The 16,119-nt window shown below is 70.7% G+C and carries 15 protein-coding genes; 12 read left to right on the top strand and 3 right to left on the bottom strand.

The features are described from left to right. Positions 1 to 18: 18 nt before the first annotated feature. Positions 19 to 591 (bottom strand): TetR/AcrR family transcriptional regulator, encoded by a 573-nt coding sequence (locus ACLKM7_RS08910; RefSeq protein WP_436446839.1) that lies wholly within the window; start codon positions 589 to 591, stop codon positions 19 to 21. Between the two features lie 127 nt (positions 592 to 718). Here ACLKM7_RS08910 and ACLKM7_RS08915 point away from each other — a divergent pair, with 127 nt between their 5' ends. From ACLKM7_RS08915 to ACLKM7_RS08940, 6 genes are read left to right on the top strand one after another with little or no spacing between them, the layout of a single operon-like run. Next, entirely contained in the window at positions 719 to 1,147 is a 429-nt protein-coding gene (locus ACLKM7_RS08915; protein ID WP_436446840.1) for a hypothetical protein, read from the top strand. Further along, positions 1,144 to 1,923: a class I SAM-dependent methyltransferase gene (locus ACLKM7_RS08920; RefSeq protein ID WP_436446841.1), complete on the top strand. Its 780-nt coding sequence runs from the start codon at positions 1,144 to 1,146 to the stop codon at positions 1,921 to 1,923. Before ACLKM7_RS08915 ends, ACLKM7_RS08920 begins: the two co-directional genes overlap by 4 nt. Further along, positions 1,920 to 2,375 carry a DUF4345 domain-containing protein gene (locus ACLKM7_RS08925; protein WP_436446842.1) on the top strand — a complete coding sequence of 152 codons (456 nt, stop codon included), beginning with the start codon at positions 1,920 to 1,922 and terminating at the stop codon, positions 2,373 to 2,375. The genes ACLKM7_RS08920 and ACLKM7_RS08925 overlap by 4 nt, the downstream gene beginning before the upstream one ends. Positions 2,376 to 2,388: 13 nt before the next feature. Further along, the gene (locus ACLKM7_RS08930; protein ID WP_436446843.1) at positions 2,389 to 2,862 is read left to right on the top strand and encodes a DUF2867 domain-containing protein; all 474 of its coding nucleotides are present in this window, start codon (positions 2,389 to 2,391) and stop codon (positions 2,860 to 2,862) included. A gap of 2 nt (positions 2,863 to 2,864) precedes the next feature. Continuing rightward, positions 2,865 to 3,566 (top strand): DUF2306 domain-containing protein, encoded by a 702-nt coding sequence (locus ACLKM7_RS08935; RefSeq protein WP_436446844.1) that lies wholly within the window; start codon positions 2,865 to 2,867, stop codon positions 3,564 to 3,566. Beyond that, positions 3,563 to 4,330, top strand: a complete 768-nt coding sequence (locus ACLKM7_RS08940) for an SGNH/GDSL hydrolase family protein (protein WP_436446845.1) — start codon at positions 3,563 to 3,565, stop codon at positions 4,328 to 4,330. The genes ACLKM7_RS08935 and ACLKM7_RS08940 overlap by 4 nt, the downstream gene beginning before the upstream one ends. Here ACLKM7_RS08940 and ACLKM7_RS08945 read toward each other — a convergent pair. Continuing rightward, positions 4,305 to 5,618, bottom strand: coding sequence for an alkaline phosphatase family protein (locus ACLKM7_RS08945; RefSeq protein WP_436446846.1), 1,314 nt, complete (start codon positions 5,616 to 5,618; stop codon positions 4,305 to 4,307). The two genes, ACLKM7_RS08940 and ACLKM7_RS08945, sit on opposite strands and share 26 nt — an antisense overlap. Positions 5,619 to 5,921: 303 nt before the next feature. Between ACLKM7_RS08945 and ACLKM7_RS08950 the strand changes: the two genes are divergently transcribed. Then, a complete protein-coding gene (locus ACLKM7_RS08950; RefSeq protein WP_436446847.1) occupies positions 5,922 to 8,123 on the top strand; it encodes an outer membrane protein assembly factor BamB family protein in 2,202 nt (733 codons plus the stop codon). A gap of 14 nt (positions 8,124 to 8,137) precedes the next feature. Here the strand turns inward: ACLKM7_RS08950 and ACLKM7_RS08955 are convergent, their stop codons facing one another. Then, positions 8,138 to 9,118, bottom strand: a complete 981-nt coding sequence (locus ACLKM7_RS08955) for an Lrp/AsnC family transcriptional regulator (RefSeq protein WP_436446848.1) — start codon at positions 9,116 to 9,118, stop codon at positions 8,138 to 8,140. 181 nt (positions 9,119 to 9,299) lie between these two features. On the opposite strand from ACLKM7_RS08955, the gene ACLKM7_RS08960 reads away from it, so the two are divergent. From ACLKM7_RS08960 to ACLKM7_RS08980, 5 genes are read left to right on the top strand one after another with little or no spacing between them, the layout of a single operon-like run. Beyond that, entirely contained in the window at positions 9,300 to 10,694 is a 1,395-nt protein-coding gene (locus ACLKM7_RS08960; RefSeq protein ID WP_436446849.1) for an ABC transporter substrate-binding protein, read from the top strand. Next, complete coding sequence (locus ACLKM7_RS08965) at positions 10,691 to 11,650, top strand: carbohydrate ABC transporter permease (RefSeq protein WP_436446850.1); 960 nt, start codon at positions 10,691 to 10,693, stop codon at positions 11,648 to 11,650. The genes ACLKM7_RS08960 and ACLKM7_RS08965 overlap by 4 nt, the downstream gene beginning before the upstream one ends. Further along, a complete protein-coding gene (locus tag ACLKM7_RS08970; RefSeq protein ID WP_436446851.1) occupies positions 11,647 to 12,516 on the top strand; it encodes a carbohydrate ABC transporter permease in 870 nt (289 codons plus the stop codon). Before ACLKM7_RS08965 ends, ACLKM7_RS08970 begins: the two co-directional genes overlap by 4 nt. Further along, the gene (locus ACLKM7_RS08975) at positions 12,513 to 13,910 is read left to right on the top strand and encodes a Gfo/Idh/MocA family protein (RefSeq protein ID WP_436446852.1); all 1,398 of its coding nucleotides are present in this window, start codon (positions 12,513 to 12,515) and stop codon (positions 13,908 to 13,910) included. Before ACLKM7_RS08970 ends, ACLKM7_RS08975 begins: the two co-directional genes overlap by 4 nt. Further along, complete coding sequence (locus ACLKM7_RS08980; protein ID WP_436446853.1) at positions 13,907 to 16,066, top strand: alpha-N-acetylglucosaminidase TIM-barrel domain-containing protein; 2,160 nt, start codon at positions 13,907 to 13,909, stop codon at positions 16,064 to 16,066. Before ACLKM7_RS08975 ends, ACLKM7_RS08980 begins: the two co-directional genes overlap by 4 nt. Positions 16,067 to 16,119 lie beyond the last annotated feature (53 nt).

Genomic DNA, 16,119 nt, shown 5'->3' on the forward strand with positions numbered 1-16,119 from the left:
GCGAAGGGATGCCGACGCTCATGGCGCGGCGGGACCAGCGGCGCGACCGAGGATGAGCGTCGCCGCGTCGGCGACGACCTGGTCGCGGGCGCGCCCGGCATGGTCGGCGGCGATGAGATGGCGCCCGATGGCGAGGCAGAAGGCGGCCAGGCTGCGCGCCTCGACCTCGCCGGGGTCCGAGCAGTAGCTGCTGATCGCCTCGCGGAGCACCTGCATCCGCCGGTTGTCGACCGTGTGGAGGCGCTCGGCGACGACCGGGTCGCGGCGCGCCCACGCGCGCACGGCGAGGTCGATCGGCAGCAGCCGGTCGTTCGAGAATGTCAGCTGACCGGCGATGCGCGCTTGGTCCACGATGTCGCCCTCTGCGTTGCGCGCGCGCTCGATCACGTCATCCACGCTTTCGTGCTCCCACGCGTCGAGCATCGCCGCCAGAAGCGCGTCGCGATCGCCGAAGTATCCGTAGAACCCGCCCTTCGTGACCCCGAGCGCCCTCGCCAGCACCTCGACGCGCACGGCGTCGACTCCCTGTTCGGCGAGCACTCGGAGACCCTCCTCGATCCACTTCTCCCGTGGTGTGCGCAGCGCGCCCATTTCGACCTCCCGTCGCCCGGTTGTGCGGCAGCGTATAACCGGTGTACATTCTAACTATTCGGCATCGTATAACGCCGGGTTGCCAATGACATGGCGCACGCTCGGCCCGTCGGCAGGAGGAGATCACATGATCACGTGGGCAGGATGGCTCATCGTCGCGTTCGGAACGGCGCACACCGTCGGCGCACTCACAGTGCTGGGGGCTGGGCAGCACGCCGGGACCTGGCTCACAGGGGGGCTCTGGGACGAGAGTCTGTTCACCATGGGTCCCGCGCTGAGCGCGTACTGGCTGAGCATCAACAGCTTCGGCCCGGCGTTCATCGTCATCGGCTTCATCGTGCTGTGGCTCGCGCGGCGAGGCATCACGCCGCCTGCGTTCATCGGATGGGCGCTGGGAGCCTGGACGATCGTCGACAACGTGCTCTCCGGAGTCGGCTTCGGGCAGGGCCTGATCCCGCTCGTGGCAGCCGGACTGCTGGTGGCCGCCGCGTTCCGCGCGAAGCGTCTCGACCGCGCTGCCGCCGCGGACAGGCGCCCCGAACCCGTTGCATCGTGAGCGCATCGACGATGGTGGCGACACCGGAGACGGCGACGAGACCGGGCGTCCGGCCTGGCCTCGACAAGCAGCCGGACGCCGTCACCGCGATGTTCGACCGGGTGGCGCCTCGCTACGACCTGCTCAACGTGCTCATGACCGGAGGCTATGTCGGGCGGTGGCGACGCGCCACGACCTCGGCGATCGAGCCGCGCCCGGGGGAGTGGATACTCGACGTCGCCGCCGGCACCGGCGCGTCGTCGGTCCCGCTCGCGCGGGCTGGAGCCCGCGTGCTGGCCTCGGATCCCTCGCCCCGCATGCTCGAAGTCGGGCGCCGTCGTCATCCGAGCCTCGACTTCGCCCCCGCGGACGCGCTCGAGCTGCCGTTCGAGGACGAGACCTTCGACACGGTCACGATCTCTTTCGGGCTGCGCAACATCGCGGATCCGTCGCGTGCGCTGCGCGAGATGGCACGGGTCTGCCGGCCCGGCGGGCGGCTGGTGGTGTGCGAATTCTCGACGCCCACGTCGTCACTGCTCCGCGCAGGCCACCGTCGGTTCGTCCAGACGGCCCTGCCGTGGCTGGGGCGCCTCGCCTCCTCGGATCCGGCTGCGTACAACTACCTCGCCGACACCGTCCTGGACTGGCCCGACCAGCGCGGACTCGCCGCCCTCATCGCGCGCAGCGGCTGGGAGAACGTCGAGCATCGCGACCTGAGCGGCGGCATCGTTACCGTGCACCGCGCGACCCGCCGGGGTGCGCGCACCTTCTCGACTCGATCGGAGAACCCTCGATGACCCCGCACGGTGCTGCCGCGAGAACTCTGCGGATCCTCGTCAGGCTGTTCGCGCTGAACGCCGTCGCCACCGGCCTCGCGTGCGTCGTCTTCGGCCCCGAGCTCTTGTCGGGAAGCGGCAGCGTGATCGCGCCGGACCTCGCGCAGGAGTTCCGGTTCCTCTCGGTGTGGTGGCTCGCGGTCGGTGCCTACCTGTGGATGCTCGCCGCGCGAGCGCACACCGCGACGGCGGAGTTCCGGATGGTGTGCATCGTCCTGTTCGCCTCGGGCGTGGCACGGTGGGTCACATTTGCGACGCATGGTTGGCCGGCGTCGCTGTTCGTCGTGGTCGCGACCATCGAGATCGTCGCGCCGGCTCCGCTGTGGTGGCTCCAGGCGCGAGTGGCCGCCCGCTCGGCCGTCCGACCCGAGGCGATGGCTTCGCAGGGCCATGCGGACCGATCCGTCTCGTAGGCGCGGGGTGCGCATGGCGCGGCGACCTGCCCGCGCGTTCTCGGCACCCGCGTGGCGCACCGCCTTGCTGCAGGCCTCCGACATCCGCGGGGACTGGGCCAGCCGGCAGCGTCAGCCGGTGACGGCTCACGCGTGCGCAGATCCCGCGGTCTGGACGGCCGCGCTGTTCCACGAACCCTCGGCGACGATGACCGCCGTGCTGGCGGTCCGCGACCGCCTCGTCGCACTCGTCGGGCTGCGGCCGGCTTCGCGTGACAGCTTCCGCGTTCTGGCGCGGGACGGGGACGAGGTGCTCGTCGGCAGCGACGACCGGCATCTCGATTTCCGGGCATCGGTGCGCTGTACGCGCCACACTGTAGACGTCGTCACGTACGTCGAAGTGCACAACCTGCTGGGCCGGTTGTATCTGGTGCCGGTGCGGATGGTGCACGCGGCGATCGTGCGAGGCATGCTCCGCCGAGCGGCGAAGCGGCTGGATCCGGTGTGACCATGGAGAGCCCAGTGAAGACGGATGCCGCAGCGCAGGGCGCGTTCGAACGCTCCGCGATGGCCGTGGCATGGATCGCCATCGCGGTCCTCATCGCGGTCGTCCTGGTGTTCGCGTCGCTTCGCGCTGCCACGGACCTTCCGCTGCTCCTCGGCGCGGAGCATCCTGATCCGGACGCGTTCGAGGCGCGATACGTCGCGGCGCCATGGCTGGCGTATCTGCACATCGTGCCGGGCGTGGTCTATCTGCTCGGCGCTCCGCTGCAGCTGTGGCGAGGGTTTCGTGAACGGCACATCCGCGTGCACCGGCTGGTCGGCCGCATCATCCTGCCGGCGGGCATCGTCAGCGGTATGTTCGCGCTCGCGTTCGGCGTGCCGTTCTCGTTCGGCGGGGCGTTCCAGTCGCTGGCCACAGCCGTGTTCGGCTCGTGGTTCCTGGTCTCGCTGCTCGTCGCGTTCGCCGCCATCCGGTCGGGGAACGTGCGTGTCCACCGGCGGTGGATGATCCGCGCGTTCGCGGTCGGGCTGGGCGTGGGGACGATCCGCCTGTGGATCGGCCTCTTCGTCTCGCTCACGGACATCACGATCGTCGACACCTTCGCGCTGGGCTTCTGGCTCGGGTTGGGCACCAACGTGCTTCTCGGCGAGCTCTGGCTGTGGTGGCGCGGCGATCCCGTGTCTGCGCGAACGCAAGGACTCTCATGAATCCTCTCCGCCCGCTCATCGTCGCCGCGCAAGGCTGGTGGGTGCGTCGCACGATCCATCTCCTGCCACCCGCCGGCGGGCCGGCGTCGGGCCTGATCGGCGACTCGCTCGACGAGCCGCTGCGAATCGCCGTGGTGGGAGAATCCACGGCGGCAGGCGCCGGTGTTCGGGCCCACCAGGACGGGTTCGCCGGCGCGCTGGCGCACGGCCTCGCCGAGTCGGCGGGACGGCCGGTGCTGTGGAGCGTGGTCGGGCAGTTCGGCGCGACCGCGCGGCGCATCCGTCATCGCCTGGTGCCGCAGCTCGGCCCGCGATACGACCTGGTCGTCCTGCTCGCGGGCGCCAACGACGTGCTGAGCGGGCGGTCGGCGGCCGAGTGGCGTGAGGACCTGACCGCGATTCTCGACCTCCTCGCGCTGCGGACCGGGCGCACGATCGTCGTCGGCACGCCCCCGTTCGCTTCGTTCCCGTCGCTGCCGCGCACCCTCCGTCGGCACCTCGCCGAGTCGGGCCACGTGCTGGACGAGGTGGCTCGGCAGGTGTGTGCCGCTCGAGAAGACGCGGAGTGGATGCCGTCGGCAGACGATCAGGTCGACGTCGGCCCTGATTTCTTCGCCGCCGACGGCTTCCATCCGTCCGCGATCGGCTACCGCCGCTGGGCCGGGCTCGTGCGGCAGAGAGTCGAGGCGTCCTCGCTCGCAGCCGCACAGCCGTCGGCGCCTGGCGAGCCGGAATCCGTCACCGCGAGCGAATCGACTCCGTGAGCACACGCCCGTCGGCGCCGGCGGGACCGTCGAATCCGAGCAGAGCGGCGATCGTCGGGGCGACGTCGATGTGACGAGGGCCCTGCGGGGCGGCATGCGGACGCACGCCGGCTCCGGCGATCACGAGCGGCACGTGCAGCTCCCGCGTCGTGCCGTGCGCACCGGCCGGGTCGGCCGGGGTGGCCCCGAGCGACCACCCCGCCTCGGGCTCGATCACGAGCTCGCCGTACTTGGCCGACATGTGCATGGCCTGCTGTTCAGCCTTGTCGTACACCGCGGCGACGTGCGGCAGCGACGAGACGGCCGCTTCGATCGCGGCAGCGGCATCAGCGTCGCCGGCGGCCGCGCCGACGAGATGCAGCGAGCCCACACCGCCCACGACCACGACGGCGTCCGTCTCGGGCTGCGGCGCCTGGCCGGCAGAGAGCATCTCGGCGTCGTAGCCGGCCGCCTCGATCGCTGTGAGGAGCTCGTCGCGCATCCCCTGCGTGAAAGTGCCCATGCCGTGGTCGCCGGTCACGACGAAGGCGGTGCGCCCGTGGATGCCGGCGTCCTTCGTCGCCTGCACGAGCCGGCCGATCTGGGCATCCACCTCGGCCAGGGCCGCCGGCATCCCCTCCGCCTCCGCGCCGTCGGCGTGGCCGAGCGCGTCCAGGCGGTCGCAGTACACCGCGATGAGGTCGGGCACGCCCGCCGTCTGCACAGGCACCCCGCCGCTCATCACGGGCTGGCCGTTGATCACGGCGATCGCATCGTCGGCTCGCCGGGCGCAGTCCCCGCCCGGCTGCGTGTACAGGCCATCCGCGTCGCCGAAGGTGACGCCGTAGTTCTGCAGGATGAACCACTGCGCCGACATCACGGTGCCGCCCTGCTCGCGGATCGCCTGCGCGATCGTCGGCACCGCGAGATCACGCTGCTGGCTGCGCGCGACGCCCGTGCCGGCGTCGAACCAGTACGCGGTGTTGCCGTGGGTCGCCGGCCACGCCCCGGTGGCGATCGACGACCACGAGGGGTTGGTGATGGAGGTCATCACTCCCGTCGAGACGCTCAGGCTTCCGCGCTTGGCCAGCGCCTCGAGGTTCGGCATGGGAGCGAGGTCGAGGTACTCGACGTCGAAGCCGTCGAGGGCGATGAAGACGACGTGCTCCGCCGGTGGGGGAGCCGTTGCGGCCTCGGCGGAAGCGGCGCCCTGGGCAGCGGCCGGGAGCGCTCCGGCGCTGAGCGCCGCGACGGCGAGCAGCGCGACGGCGAGGCGGGCGGGGGGGCGGAATCTGGCGGTGGAGCGCATCTTCGGTTCCTCTCGCGGGTCGGCAGCGGACCCCGGCGTGCCCGGGAGGCCGACTGCCTTCGACGCTGGCGGCGCGGAGGCCGCGCAGGCAACAGCCTGCCCGCCGCGTGCAAGGAATCATCCATCAGGGTCACCTCGTTGCGGGGAATCCGCCAGACCGACCGGAGGTGCTCGCGGTTCGTCGGTTTCTTGCGCCACGACCGCTGCCCGTGTCGATCCCTCGCAATTCGACGCGTGAGGCTTGGCCCGGGCTGCGGCATCCGGATTGTGTGCTCGTCGTAGGCACGACGTGAGGAGCGGCACATGGCGGACACAGCAGGGCGAGGTGCGGGGCTCAGTCGCCGCGGGTTCCTCGGTCTCTCGGCGATCGGGGTCGGGCTGGGGCTCGGAGCCACCGGCTGGGGCCCGTGGCCGGGTGGGGCGGTGGCGGCGCCGCGTGCGGCAGGGGATGCCCCGCTGAGGTTCGTCGTCCTGACCGACACCCACGCGAACCCGGAAGAGGCGGCGCGGATGGAGAACCTGCGCAGGGTCTTCGCCGCCGTCGATGCCGAGCAGCCTCAGTTCGTGCTGCACTGCGGTGACATCACCGACTACGGCAGCGACGATGAGTTCGCGGCCTACCGTGCGGCGATTCCGGACGGACTGTGGGATCGGTTGCGGCACGCGCCCGGCAACCATGAGATTCGCTGGGATACGAGCGCACGCGAGCGCTTCCAGCGCTGGTTCGGGCCGACGAGCTACAGCTTCGATGCCGGCGGGGTGCACTTCGTCGCGCTCGACCCGACCCAGGCGCTCCAGGAACCCGGCCTGTTCGGAGACGATCTCGAGCGGCTCCGCGATGACCTCGATCACGTCGGCGACACACCCACGGTCATGTTCCTGCACTATCCGCTGGCGGGACGCAACTACTACGTCAACGACACCGACGCGTTCCTTCGCACGATCGATCCCTACCCGGTGCGGGGCATCTTCGCCGGTCATATCCACCGCAACGAGATCGACCGTTTCAACGGGCTGACCCAGGTCGCCGCTGTCGCCACCCGCAGCGGACCCTTCTACTTGCGCGTCACACAGTTCGACGACGGCGACGGCCGCCGTCTGCTCGTCGAGCAGGTCACCCTCGGCGCGACCGACGCGGACGCAGCAACGGTGCAGCTCATCGGCGAGATGCCGCTCGATGCACCGCCCGCGGGCGAGGACCCGATCCGGATCGCAGCACGGCCCGGCGATGCGGCCATCGCACTTACCGCGGTAGCCGGCCACTCCGCCAGCGCCGTCGAGGCGCGTGTGCACCCCCAGGCGGTGTTCGGCGCGGTCGATGACGGGGCGTGGACCCCGTTGTCACCGCGGGGAGCTTCCTGGCATGGCGCCCTCGACGCCGGCACGCTCGCCGCGGGAGTGCATCGCGTGCAGGTACGGGCGACGGATGCCGCCGGCGGGCGCCGCTACGACACGTCCGAGATCGACCGCCGCGGTGCGACGCGCGCGAGACCCGCGTGGGACCTGGCGATCGGGGGACAGCTGCAGGGCGCGCTCGCCGCGCACGAGCGCACCGTCGTCGCGACGTCAACCTCGGGCCGCGTCGTGGCGATCGAGATCGAAGGCGCGTCACGCCACCGTCGCCGGTGGGCGACCGACCTCGGACCCGCTCACCGCGGAGCCGCCTTCACCACGGACGGCGCCCTGGTATGCGTGCCCGGCGCCGACCACCGTCTCACGGCGCTCGATGCCCGCACCGGCGACGTCGCCTGGATCAGCCGCTTCGACAAGCCGGTGATGTCGACCCCCGCGGTCATCGCGACCGGCGACGGCGACCGCATCCTCGTCGCCGCCGAAGACCGGCTGCGAAGCCTCGATGCGCACGGGCGCACGCTGTGGGAGGCATCCGTCCCGGTGCGCACCGCGGGGCGTGCTGCCAGCGACGGCACGCGCGTGTTCGTCGGCGCCGGCGACGGCCGCGCGTACGCGTACGACCTCGCGACCGGCGCGCAAGTGTGGTCATTCCTCACGAACGAGCGGCCGGACTCGTACCGGCAGCTCATCTACGGTCCGTGGGACGACTGGATCGAGGTGCTCCCGACCGGGGCGGTGCTCATCAGCACCGTGACGCACGCCATCGCTGTCGACCCCGCGACGGGCGCCGAGCTCTGGCGGGTCGCCGGCAGTCACATCTTCGCGCCCAGCCTGATGCTCCCCGACGGCGGCCTGCTGCTCACGACGGAGTGGGGCGTCGTGAGCGTCGTCGACCCCGCGACCGGCGCTCTCCGCTGGAGCGGGCAGGCGGTGCCACGGGTGGTGAACGCCGGCCCGGTGCTCGACCCGCGCGACGGCACGGCGTGGCTGGTGTCGGTGGGCGGGCTGCTCGCCGCGATCGATCCGGTCGCCGGTGCAGTGGTGGTGGATCGGCAGCTGTTCACCGCCAACACCTTCGCCACTCCCGTCGTGGTGGGCGAGCAGCTCATCGTCGGCGCGCAGGACGGGGTGCTCCGCGGTCTCACGATCTGAGCCTCGCGGACTCGTCAGCCGACGGCGGCGAGCTCGCGGGTGCGTCCGGCCCGCTTGAGTGAATGCAGCGCGACGGCGACGTCGGCGTGCTGCAGCCCGGGCAGCCCGCCGATCGTCTCGGAGATGAAGCCGTACAGCGCCGCGTCCGAGGGCAGCGCGACCTCGCCGCACAGGTTGCGGTCACCGGTCGTCGCCGAGATCATCAGCATCGACGGATGCTGCGCGAGCAGCTCGCCTGCGCGGCTCAGCTGCGTGGGGTTCACGCTCAGCGCGACGAACGCGTTCACGGTCAGTCCGATGCGTTCCGGCTCGACCACCGTGCGCAGGCGGAGCGCGCCCGACGACATCATCGCCTCCGCGCGCCGCCGCACTGTGACCGGGCTCGCATCGCACAGCTCCCCGAGGCGCTGCCAGCCGAGCCGACCGTCGGAGGCGAGGGCGGCGGCGATGCGCTCGTCGAGGGCGTCGGTCTTGACGCGGCTGTCGGGCAGGGGGTCGCTCCACGGGTCGAGGCGCTGAGCGCGCAGCTGCTCCACGACGTCGGGAGGCAGCAGGTCGGGCAGCCAGCTGTGCGGCGTGGCGAAGCGCCGGATGACCTGGTTGCTCCACACAGCCAGCACGCCGTCGAGCGCCGGCAGCTGCTCGAGCGTGATCGCCAGCAGATGGTCGTTCGAGGTGTAGCTGATCTCGGCGATGCAGTCGACGCTTCCGGTCAGCAGCTTCACGGACCCGCACTCCGGCCAGGTCGCCAGCCGCTGCGCCGACCGGTGCGCTTCGCCGGGCCGGCAGCGCAGTCGTACGAACAGCGACCGCGATCGTCCTGTCGCCTCGCCGTCGAGCACGCCGATCACACGCGCGGTGCCGTCGCGCACCAGGCGCGCCACTCGTCGGGAGGCGGTGGCCTCGGACGTGAAGACGGCCTCGCTGATCTGCGCGTTCGTGGCGCGCGGATTGGCGAGCAGCGCGCCGGTGATGCGCAAGTCGAGGTCGTCCACGCAATGCACCATACATTCAGGAGTAGCGTCGAGATAGGTGCTTTGTTGCATTCTCCGGCCTGATCTCATCGAGTTTGATCGCAAACGGGCAGGATCGCAGCACCGCGAGAGCACCGACGACGCTGCGCCGGTCTCGCCCCCGTTCCGGCGTTCGTCGCCACGAAGTTGAGGAGTGATGCATATGACCCGATCGTCCACCGCGCGCATCGCGGCCCCCCTCGCGGCGATAGCCGCGCTCGGCCTGCTGGCCGGTTGTTCCGCCGATACGAACGGCGGCGGCGGCGGCGAGCCTTCGGCCGAAGACCAGAGCGTGGTCTTCTGGACCCCGCAGACGACGCCCGAGCGACTCGCAGCCCAGGAAGCGGTCGCCGCCGCGTTCACCGAAGAGACCGGCATCGAGGTCGAGGTCGTCCCGATGGCGGGGGCGGACCAAGACCAGGCGCTGGTGACGGGTTCCGCCACCGGCGACGTGCCCGATGTCATCCTGCATGCGTCGCCGCAGACCGGTGTGTGGGCCTCGCAGGGCCTGCTCGACACCGAGGCGGCCACGGCCGTCGTCGACGAGCTCGGCGTCGACACGTTCAACCAGAACGCGATCGCCGCGCTCACGATCGACGGTGAGCTCTCGGCGGTTCCCAGTGACGGGTGGACGCACGTGATCGCGTACCGCAGTGACCTGCTGGAGCAGGCAGGTGTTGAGGTTCCCACCAGCATCGCCGAGCTGGCGGACGCCGCCACCACCGTCAAGGAGCAGCTGGGCATCACAGGACTCGCCTTCGGTACCCAGGCGGGCACCGCCTCGGCGACGGAGGGCATCCAGTCGATCTTCCAGAGTGCCGGGTGCGAGCTCGTGACCGACGGTGAAGTCGTCATCGACTCGGATGCCTGCACCGAGGCCGCCGAGCAGTTCCTGCAACTGCGCAACTCGTCGGTGGCCGGTGACTTCGACGTCACGAGCGCCCGCGCCGCGTATATGAACGGCGATGCCGCGATGCTGCTGTTCTCGACCCACATCCTGGACGAGCTGGCCGGCCTCGACGAGGCGACGCCCGCGACGTGCCCGGAGTGCGCCGAGACTCCGACCTTCCTGGCCGACAACACCGAGTTCGTGACGGTGCTCGATGAGGAGGACCCTGCGCAGTACGGGGCGATCCTCGGCTACGGCATCCCCACCGGTGCCAACACCGAGGCCGCCCAGCAGTACATCGAGTACGTGCTGGGCGCCGGCTACGTCGACACCCTTGCGGTGGCGACCGAGGGACGCATCCCGCTGCGAAACGGCACCGCCGACAACCCGACCGAGTTCATCGAAGCGTGGGGAGGTCTGGGCATCGGACCGGCCCACGAGCGCACCACCGTCGAGATCTACGGCGATGAGTTCGTCGATCAGATGGCAGAGGGCATCAACGCCGTCTCGCTGTGGGGAATGGGCACACCGGACGCGACGCTCGCGGGGCTGGTCTTCAGCCAGGGCGTGCTCTCCGGACAGATCGAGCAGCTGTACAACGGCGTGCCGGCAGCCGACGTGACAGCCGCGATGAAGGCTGCTGTCGAGGAGGTTCAGGCGGGCCTGTGAGCAGTGCCGTAACCCGTCACCGCTGGGGGCGGTCTCTCAGCCGCTCCCGGCGGGACAACCGCAACGGGATCCTCCTGACGACGCCGACACTCATCGTCGTCGTGCTGGCCTCGATCATCCCTCTGATCCTCGTCGTGGTGTTCGCCTTCAGCGAGATCCGGCTGGTCGACATCCCGCGTCTGGGGACGGAGCCGATCGAATGGACGCTCGACAACTTCCGTCGTGCGCTGGGCAACCCGTCGTTCTGGCAGGCGCTCGGCACGACGCTCCTCTACGCATCGCTCACGATGATCGGATCGGTCGGTGTGGGACTCGCCCTCGCTCTGGCCCTGCGTCGTCCCTTCCGCGGCCGTGGCATCGTCCGCGCGCTGCTGCTGGTGCCCTATGTGCTGCCGATCATCGCCGCCGTGACCATCTGGCAGACGATGCTCAACCCGCAGTACGGCGTGGTCAACGCGTTCGGCCGCGAGGTCCTCGGCTGGGAGCAGTCGATCGGCTTCCTGAACACCACGACCGCAAACGTGTGGGGCATCCCGGTGCCGCTGTCGCTGCTGGTCGTCGTGGTGTTCGAGATCTGGACCTCGGCACCGCTGTCGTTCCTGTTCATCACCGCTCGGCTGCAGGGTGTGGCGCCGAGCATCGAGGAGGCCGCAGCACTGGACGGAGCCAACGGGTTCCAGATCCTCGGCCGCATCGTCATGCCGCAGCTGAAGGGCGTGATCCTGCTCTTGTGCCTGCTGCGCTTCATCTGGACCTTCCAGAGCTTCAGCGAGGTGTACCTGCTCACCGAGGGCGCCGGCGGCACCCAGGTCATGGCGCTGAAGGTCTACACGGAGCTCGTCACGCGCGCCGATATCGGCAGCGCGGCCGCGTACGGCCTGCTCATGTCGGTCGTCCTGATCTCGTTGCTGGCCGTCTACGTCGCGCTCTCGCGGAGAAGGGTGGATGTCGAATGAGTCGTCGCCGATCCTCGCTCACACCCCATCCGATGGCCACCGCGGGGCGGTTCGTCTTCATCGCGCTCGCGTTGATCTTCGCGCTCGGCCCCGTGCTGTACGGCTTCCTGCTGTCGTTGCGCCCGTTCAATGCGATCGTTCAGGAGCCGTTGAACCTGCTCCCGTCGCTGGGCGAGATCGACTTCTCGGCGTACACCACGGCGATGCTCGATCCCGATCAAGGCGGGTTCGGCCTGGGCCGCTTCGTCATCAACTCGCTGATCGTGGCACTGTGCACCATCGTGCTGTCGATCCTGGTGTCGATCCTCGGCGCATACGCCGCCGCCCGGCTCCGCTATCTCGGCCGCGGGGTCGTCAACGCGATCATCCTGGGCGTCTACCTGTTCCCCGGCATCGTGCTGTCGGTGCCGCTGTTCGTGCTGCTGGCGAAAGCGGGCTTGACCGGATCGCTGATCGGATTGCTCCTGGTCTACGTCGCGACGACCGTGCCGGTGGCGATCTACATGTTGCGCAACTATTTCCAGGCGCTGCCCGAGAGCATCGAGGAGGCCGCGATCGTCGACGGCGCGTCGCTGTGGCAGATGCTGAGTCGTGTCGTCCTTCCGATCGCGCTTCCGGGCGTTGTCGCCACGGCGGTCTACGTCTTCATGATCGCGTGGAACGAGTACTTCTACGCCCTGCTGTTCCTCGTGCAGGACCGGGCGCTGTGGACAGCGCCGCTGGGCATCTCACAGCTGGCCGACTTCAACGTCCCCGTGACCGTGCTGCTGGCCGGCGCGCTCGCCGTCACCGCGCCGGTCGTCGTGCTGTTCTTCTTCGCGCAGCGCTACCTCGTCGACGGACTCACCGCAGGAGCCGAGAAATGACCCGACCGCAGCGCCTCGTCGTGATCGGCGCGGGCGGACGAGGCCGCGACGCCTACGGCCGCTGGGCGATCGAGCACCCTGGCCGCGCGACGATCGTCGCGGTGGCCGATGTCTCGCCGGTGCGCCGATCGGCGCTGGCGGCGGAAGCGGGCGGCGCCGCGGAATACGGCGACTGGCGAGACGCCGTCGCCGACCTGGGCGCGCTCGCCGCAGACGGTGTGATCATCGCCGTGCCGGATGCGCTGCACGTCGACGTCGCGACGGCCGTCGCCGACGCGGGCGTCCCGTTCCTGCTCGAGAAGCCGGCCGCGCCGACTCTTCCCGAGCTGGCACGACTGGCCGGGCACGCGCGCCGCACGTCCTCGCGCCTGGCCGTCGGACATGTGCTGCGGTTCACGCCGTTCTGGCGCTCCGTCAAGCGCATCGTCGACTCGGGTGCGATCGGTCGCACCATGACGATCGAAGTGCGCGAGAACATCGGATTCTGGCACTTCGCCCACTCGTATGTGCGGGGCAACTGGCGCAAGACCGCCACCTCGAGCGCGATGGTGCTGACCAAGACGTCGCACGACCTCGACCTCATCCGCTGGATCGCCGGTGCCGCACCGGAGAGCGTGTACAGCATCGGCGAGCTGACCTGGTTCCGCTCCGAGAACGCCCCTCCTGGCGCACCGGAGTTCTGCCTCGACGGATGCCCGGTCGCCGCCAGCTGCCCGTTCTTCGCACCGCGCTACTACGTCGACGCCCTCGCCGATGTCACGGGCCATCCGGTGCATCTCCTCGGTGCCGACACCTCGCCGAGCGGCCGGCTCGCCGCGCTGCGGACGGGGGACTACGGGCGCTGCGTCTTCCGCAGCGACAACGACGTGGCCGACCACCAGCAGACCTCGATGATGTTCCCCGGCGGTGTGACGGCGACGCTCACCGCGTCGGCGTTCACCGCCGAGAACACGCGCAACGTCACGATCACGGGCTCGGCGGGGCAGCTGACGGGCCACATGGAGAGCGGCGAGATCGTGGTGGACCTGTTCTCTCCCACGGCATCGCTGCCCGACGGGCTGCCGCTGGCCGCGCACGACGTCGAAGTGAAGCCGCCGATGAACCACGAGCGTCACACGATGCGCGTGCTCATGCCCAACGCCGACCTCGGCGATCACGCGGGTCACGCAGGCGGCGACGCCGCCCTGATGTCGGAGTTCGTCGACGCGCTGCGCGACGGCACGGTGGGCGAGGGAGAGCTGTCGTTCGAGACCGCGCTCGACAGCCACCTCATCGCCTTCGCGGCGGAGGAGTCCCGGCTGACGTCCGGGCGCATCGACTTCGCGGCGTGGGTCGCACAGCTCGGCATCGCCGGCGCGCCCGTCCCCGCCCACGAGAGGCCGTCTGCGCCATGACCGAGCCCGCCTTCGCCGACGAGCTGCGCGGCCTCATCATGCGGATGGGCGGTGATGCGACGACCGTACGGATCGAGCCGCGCGAGAGCGGGACGGATGCCGCGGCCACCGGCGCGTTCGAAGCATCCGGCGGGATCCTCACGGTGAAGGGGACGGACCTCGTCGCCGCCGCGAGCACGCTGGCCGCGTATCTGCGCTCCCATGGCCGCCGCATCACATGGGAGTCGCCGAGGCTCGAGCCGGCGTGGGATCGGTGGCCCGATGCCCCGAAGACGACCCTGCGCACGCCATTTGCGATCCGATACCACCTGAACGTGGTGACGCACGGGTACTCGACGCCCTTCTGGGACTGGGAGCGGTGGGAGCGAGAGCTGGACTGGATGGCGCTGCACGGCGTGACGCATCCGCTCGTGCTCACCGCGTACGAAGTCGTGCTGCACGAGACGCTGCGGCGCGAGGGCGTCGACGAGAACGAGGCCGCAGCATGGATCGGCGGCGCGCCGCACGTCCCGTGGATGTCGATGGGCGGCATGCACGGCTTCGGCGGACCACTCCCGGCGCGCTGGGCGGAGCGCCGAATCGACCTGGCCCGGAGGATCCTCGCGCGGGCACGCGAGTTCGGCATGACGCCGGTCCTCCCCGCGACGGGCGGGCACGTCCCCGCCGCGATCGCCGGCGCGGATGCCGTCGACATCGAGTGGCAGGGGTGGCGCACTCCCATGCTCGACCCGTCGTCGGCGGAGTACGCAGCACTGCTGCGGACCTTCCTCGAGGTCCAGCGCGAGCTGCTCGGCGACCCCGGACCCGACGCGGTCTTCGCCGTCGATCCGTACATCGAGTCGCTTCCGCCATCCGGCGAGCCCGCCGCGCTCGCGGCTGCGGGCCGCGGCATCCATCGGGCGCTCGCAGCGGTGCACCCGACCGCGACGTGGCTGCTGCAGGGCTGGCCCTTCCACTACCACCGCGCGTTCTGGACGCCCGAGCGCGTCGCCGCCTACCTCTCCGAGGTGCCGCACGACCGGTTGTTGCTGATCGACCTGTGGGGCGAGCACGCGCCGATGTGGCGCGAGGGCATGCACGGGCGGCGCTGGATCTGGACGGCCGTGCACAACTTCGGCGGGCGCTTCGCGCTCTTCGGCGACGTGCGAGGGCTCGTACGCGACGTGTCGGAACTGACCGAGCTGCGGCCGGAGCGCCTCGAGGGCGTCGGCCTCGCGCCCGAGGCCATCGAGAACAACACCGTCTTCTACGAGGTCGCCGCCGACCTGGTGTGGGGTCCGCTCGACGCCGACGCCTGGCTCGCGGACTTCGCCCGGCAGCGCTATGGGCTCGACGACGACGATGCCCGTGAGGCGTGGCGCCTCCTCGGCGACACGCTCTACGGTCCCGGGCGCACCCGCTCGATCCCCTCGCCGGTCATCGCCCGGCCGTGGAGTGCCGCCGCTCCCTTCGCCGGCCAGCGGCTGGCCGGCGAAGCGCTGCCCGAGCCGGCCCGGATGTCGGCGAACATCGATGCCGAGAACGACCCCGCGGTGCTCGGCGACCTGCCGGCGATCGCCCGCGCGGCTCGCCTTCTGATCGGACTCGGCGACCGTGCACCGCAGCGAGAGGCGCTCGAGCGCGACGTCGTCGAACTCGCCGGACACGTGCTCGCACAGCAGACGCGGCAGCACATCCGCGCGATCCTCGCCGGGTACGCGGCCCGCGACGCAGACGCAGTGCGCGATCATGCGGAGCGCCTGCGCGCCGACCTGCTCGCACTCGATGCCCTCGTGGCAACGCGTGCCGACTCCCGCGTCTCGACCTGGATCTCGACGGCGCGCTCGTGGGGCGACACGCAGGGCGAACAAGACGTCATGGAGCGCGACGCGCGGAGCCTGGTCTCGGTGTGGGGCCACCAGACGAGCGGCCTGCACGACTATTCGGGCCGGCACTGGGCAGGGCTCGTCCGCGACCTCTACGTGCCACGGTGGAGCGCATGGGGCGACTGGCTCGCCGACGCGATCGACCGCGGCGTCGAGCCCGACGAGGCGGTCCTGCGGCGGCGCATCGTCGAGATCGAGGAGTCCTGGCGCGCCGCGCGGGGCAGCGACGACGCTTCACCGCAGGACGCGCTGGCCGCGGCGGCTCAGGTGCTGACACGGATCGGCTTCTAGGCGGCGGAAACACGCGCGTCGCTGCGGCGGGCCCAGTACAGTGCAATCGCGAC

The organism is Microbacterium sp. I2 (assembly GCF_051364985.1).
Lineage (GTDB): Bacteria > Actinomycetota > Actinomycetes > Actinomycetales > Microbacteriaceae > Microbacterium.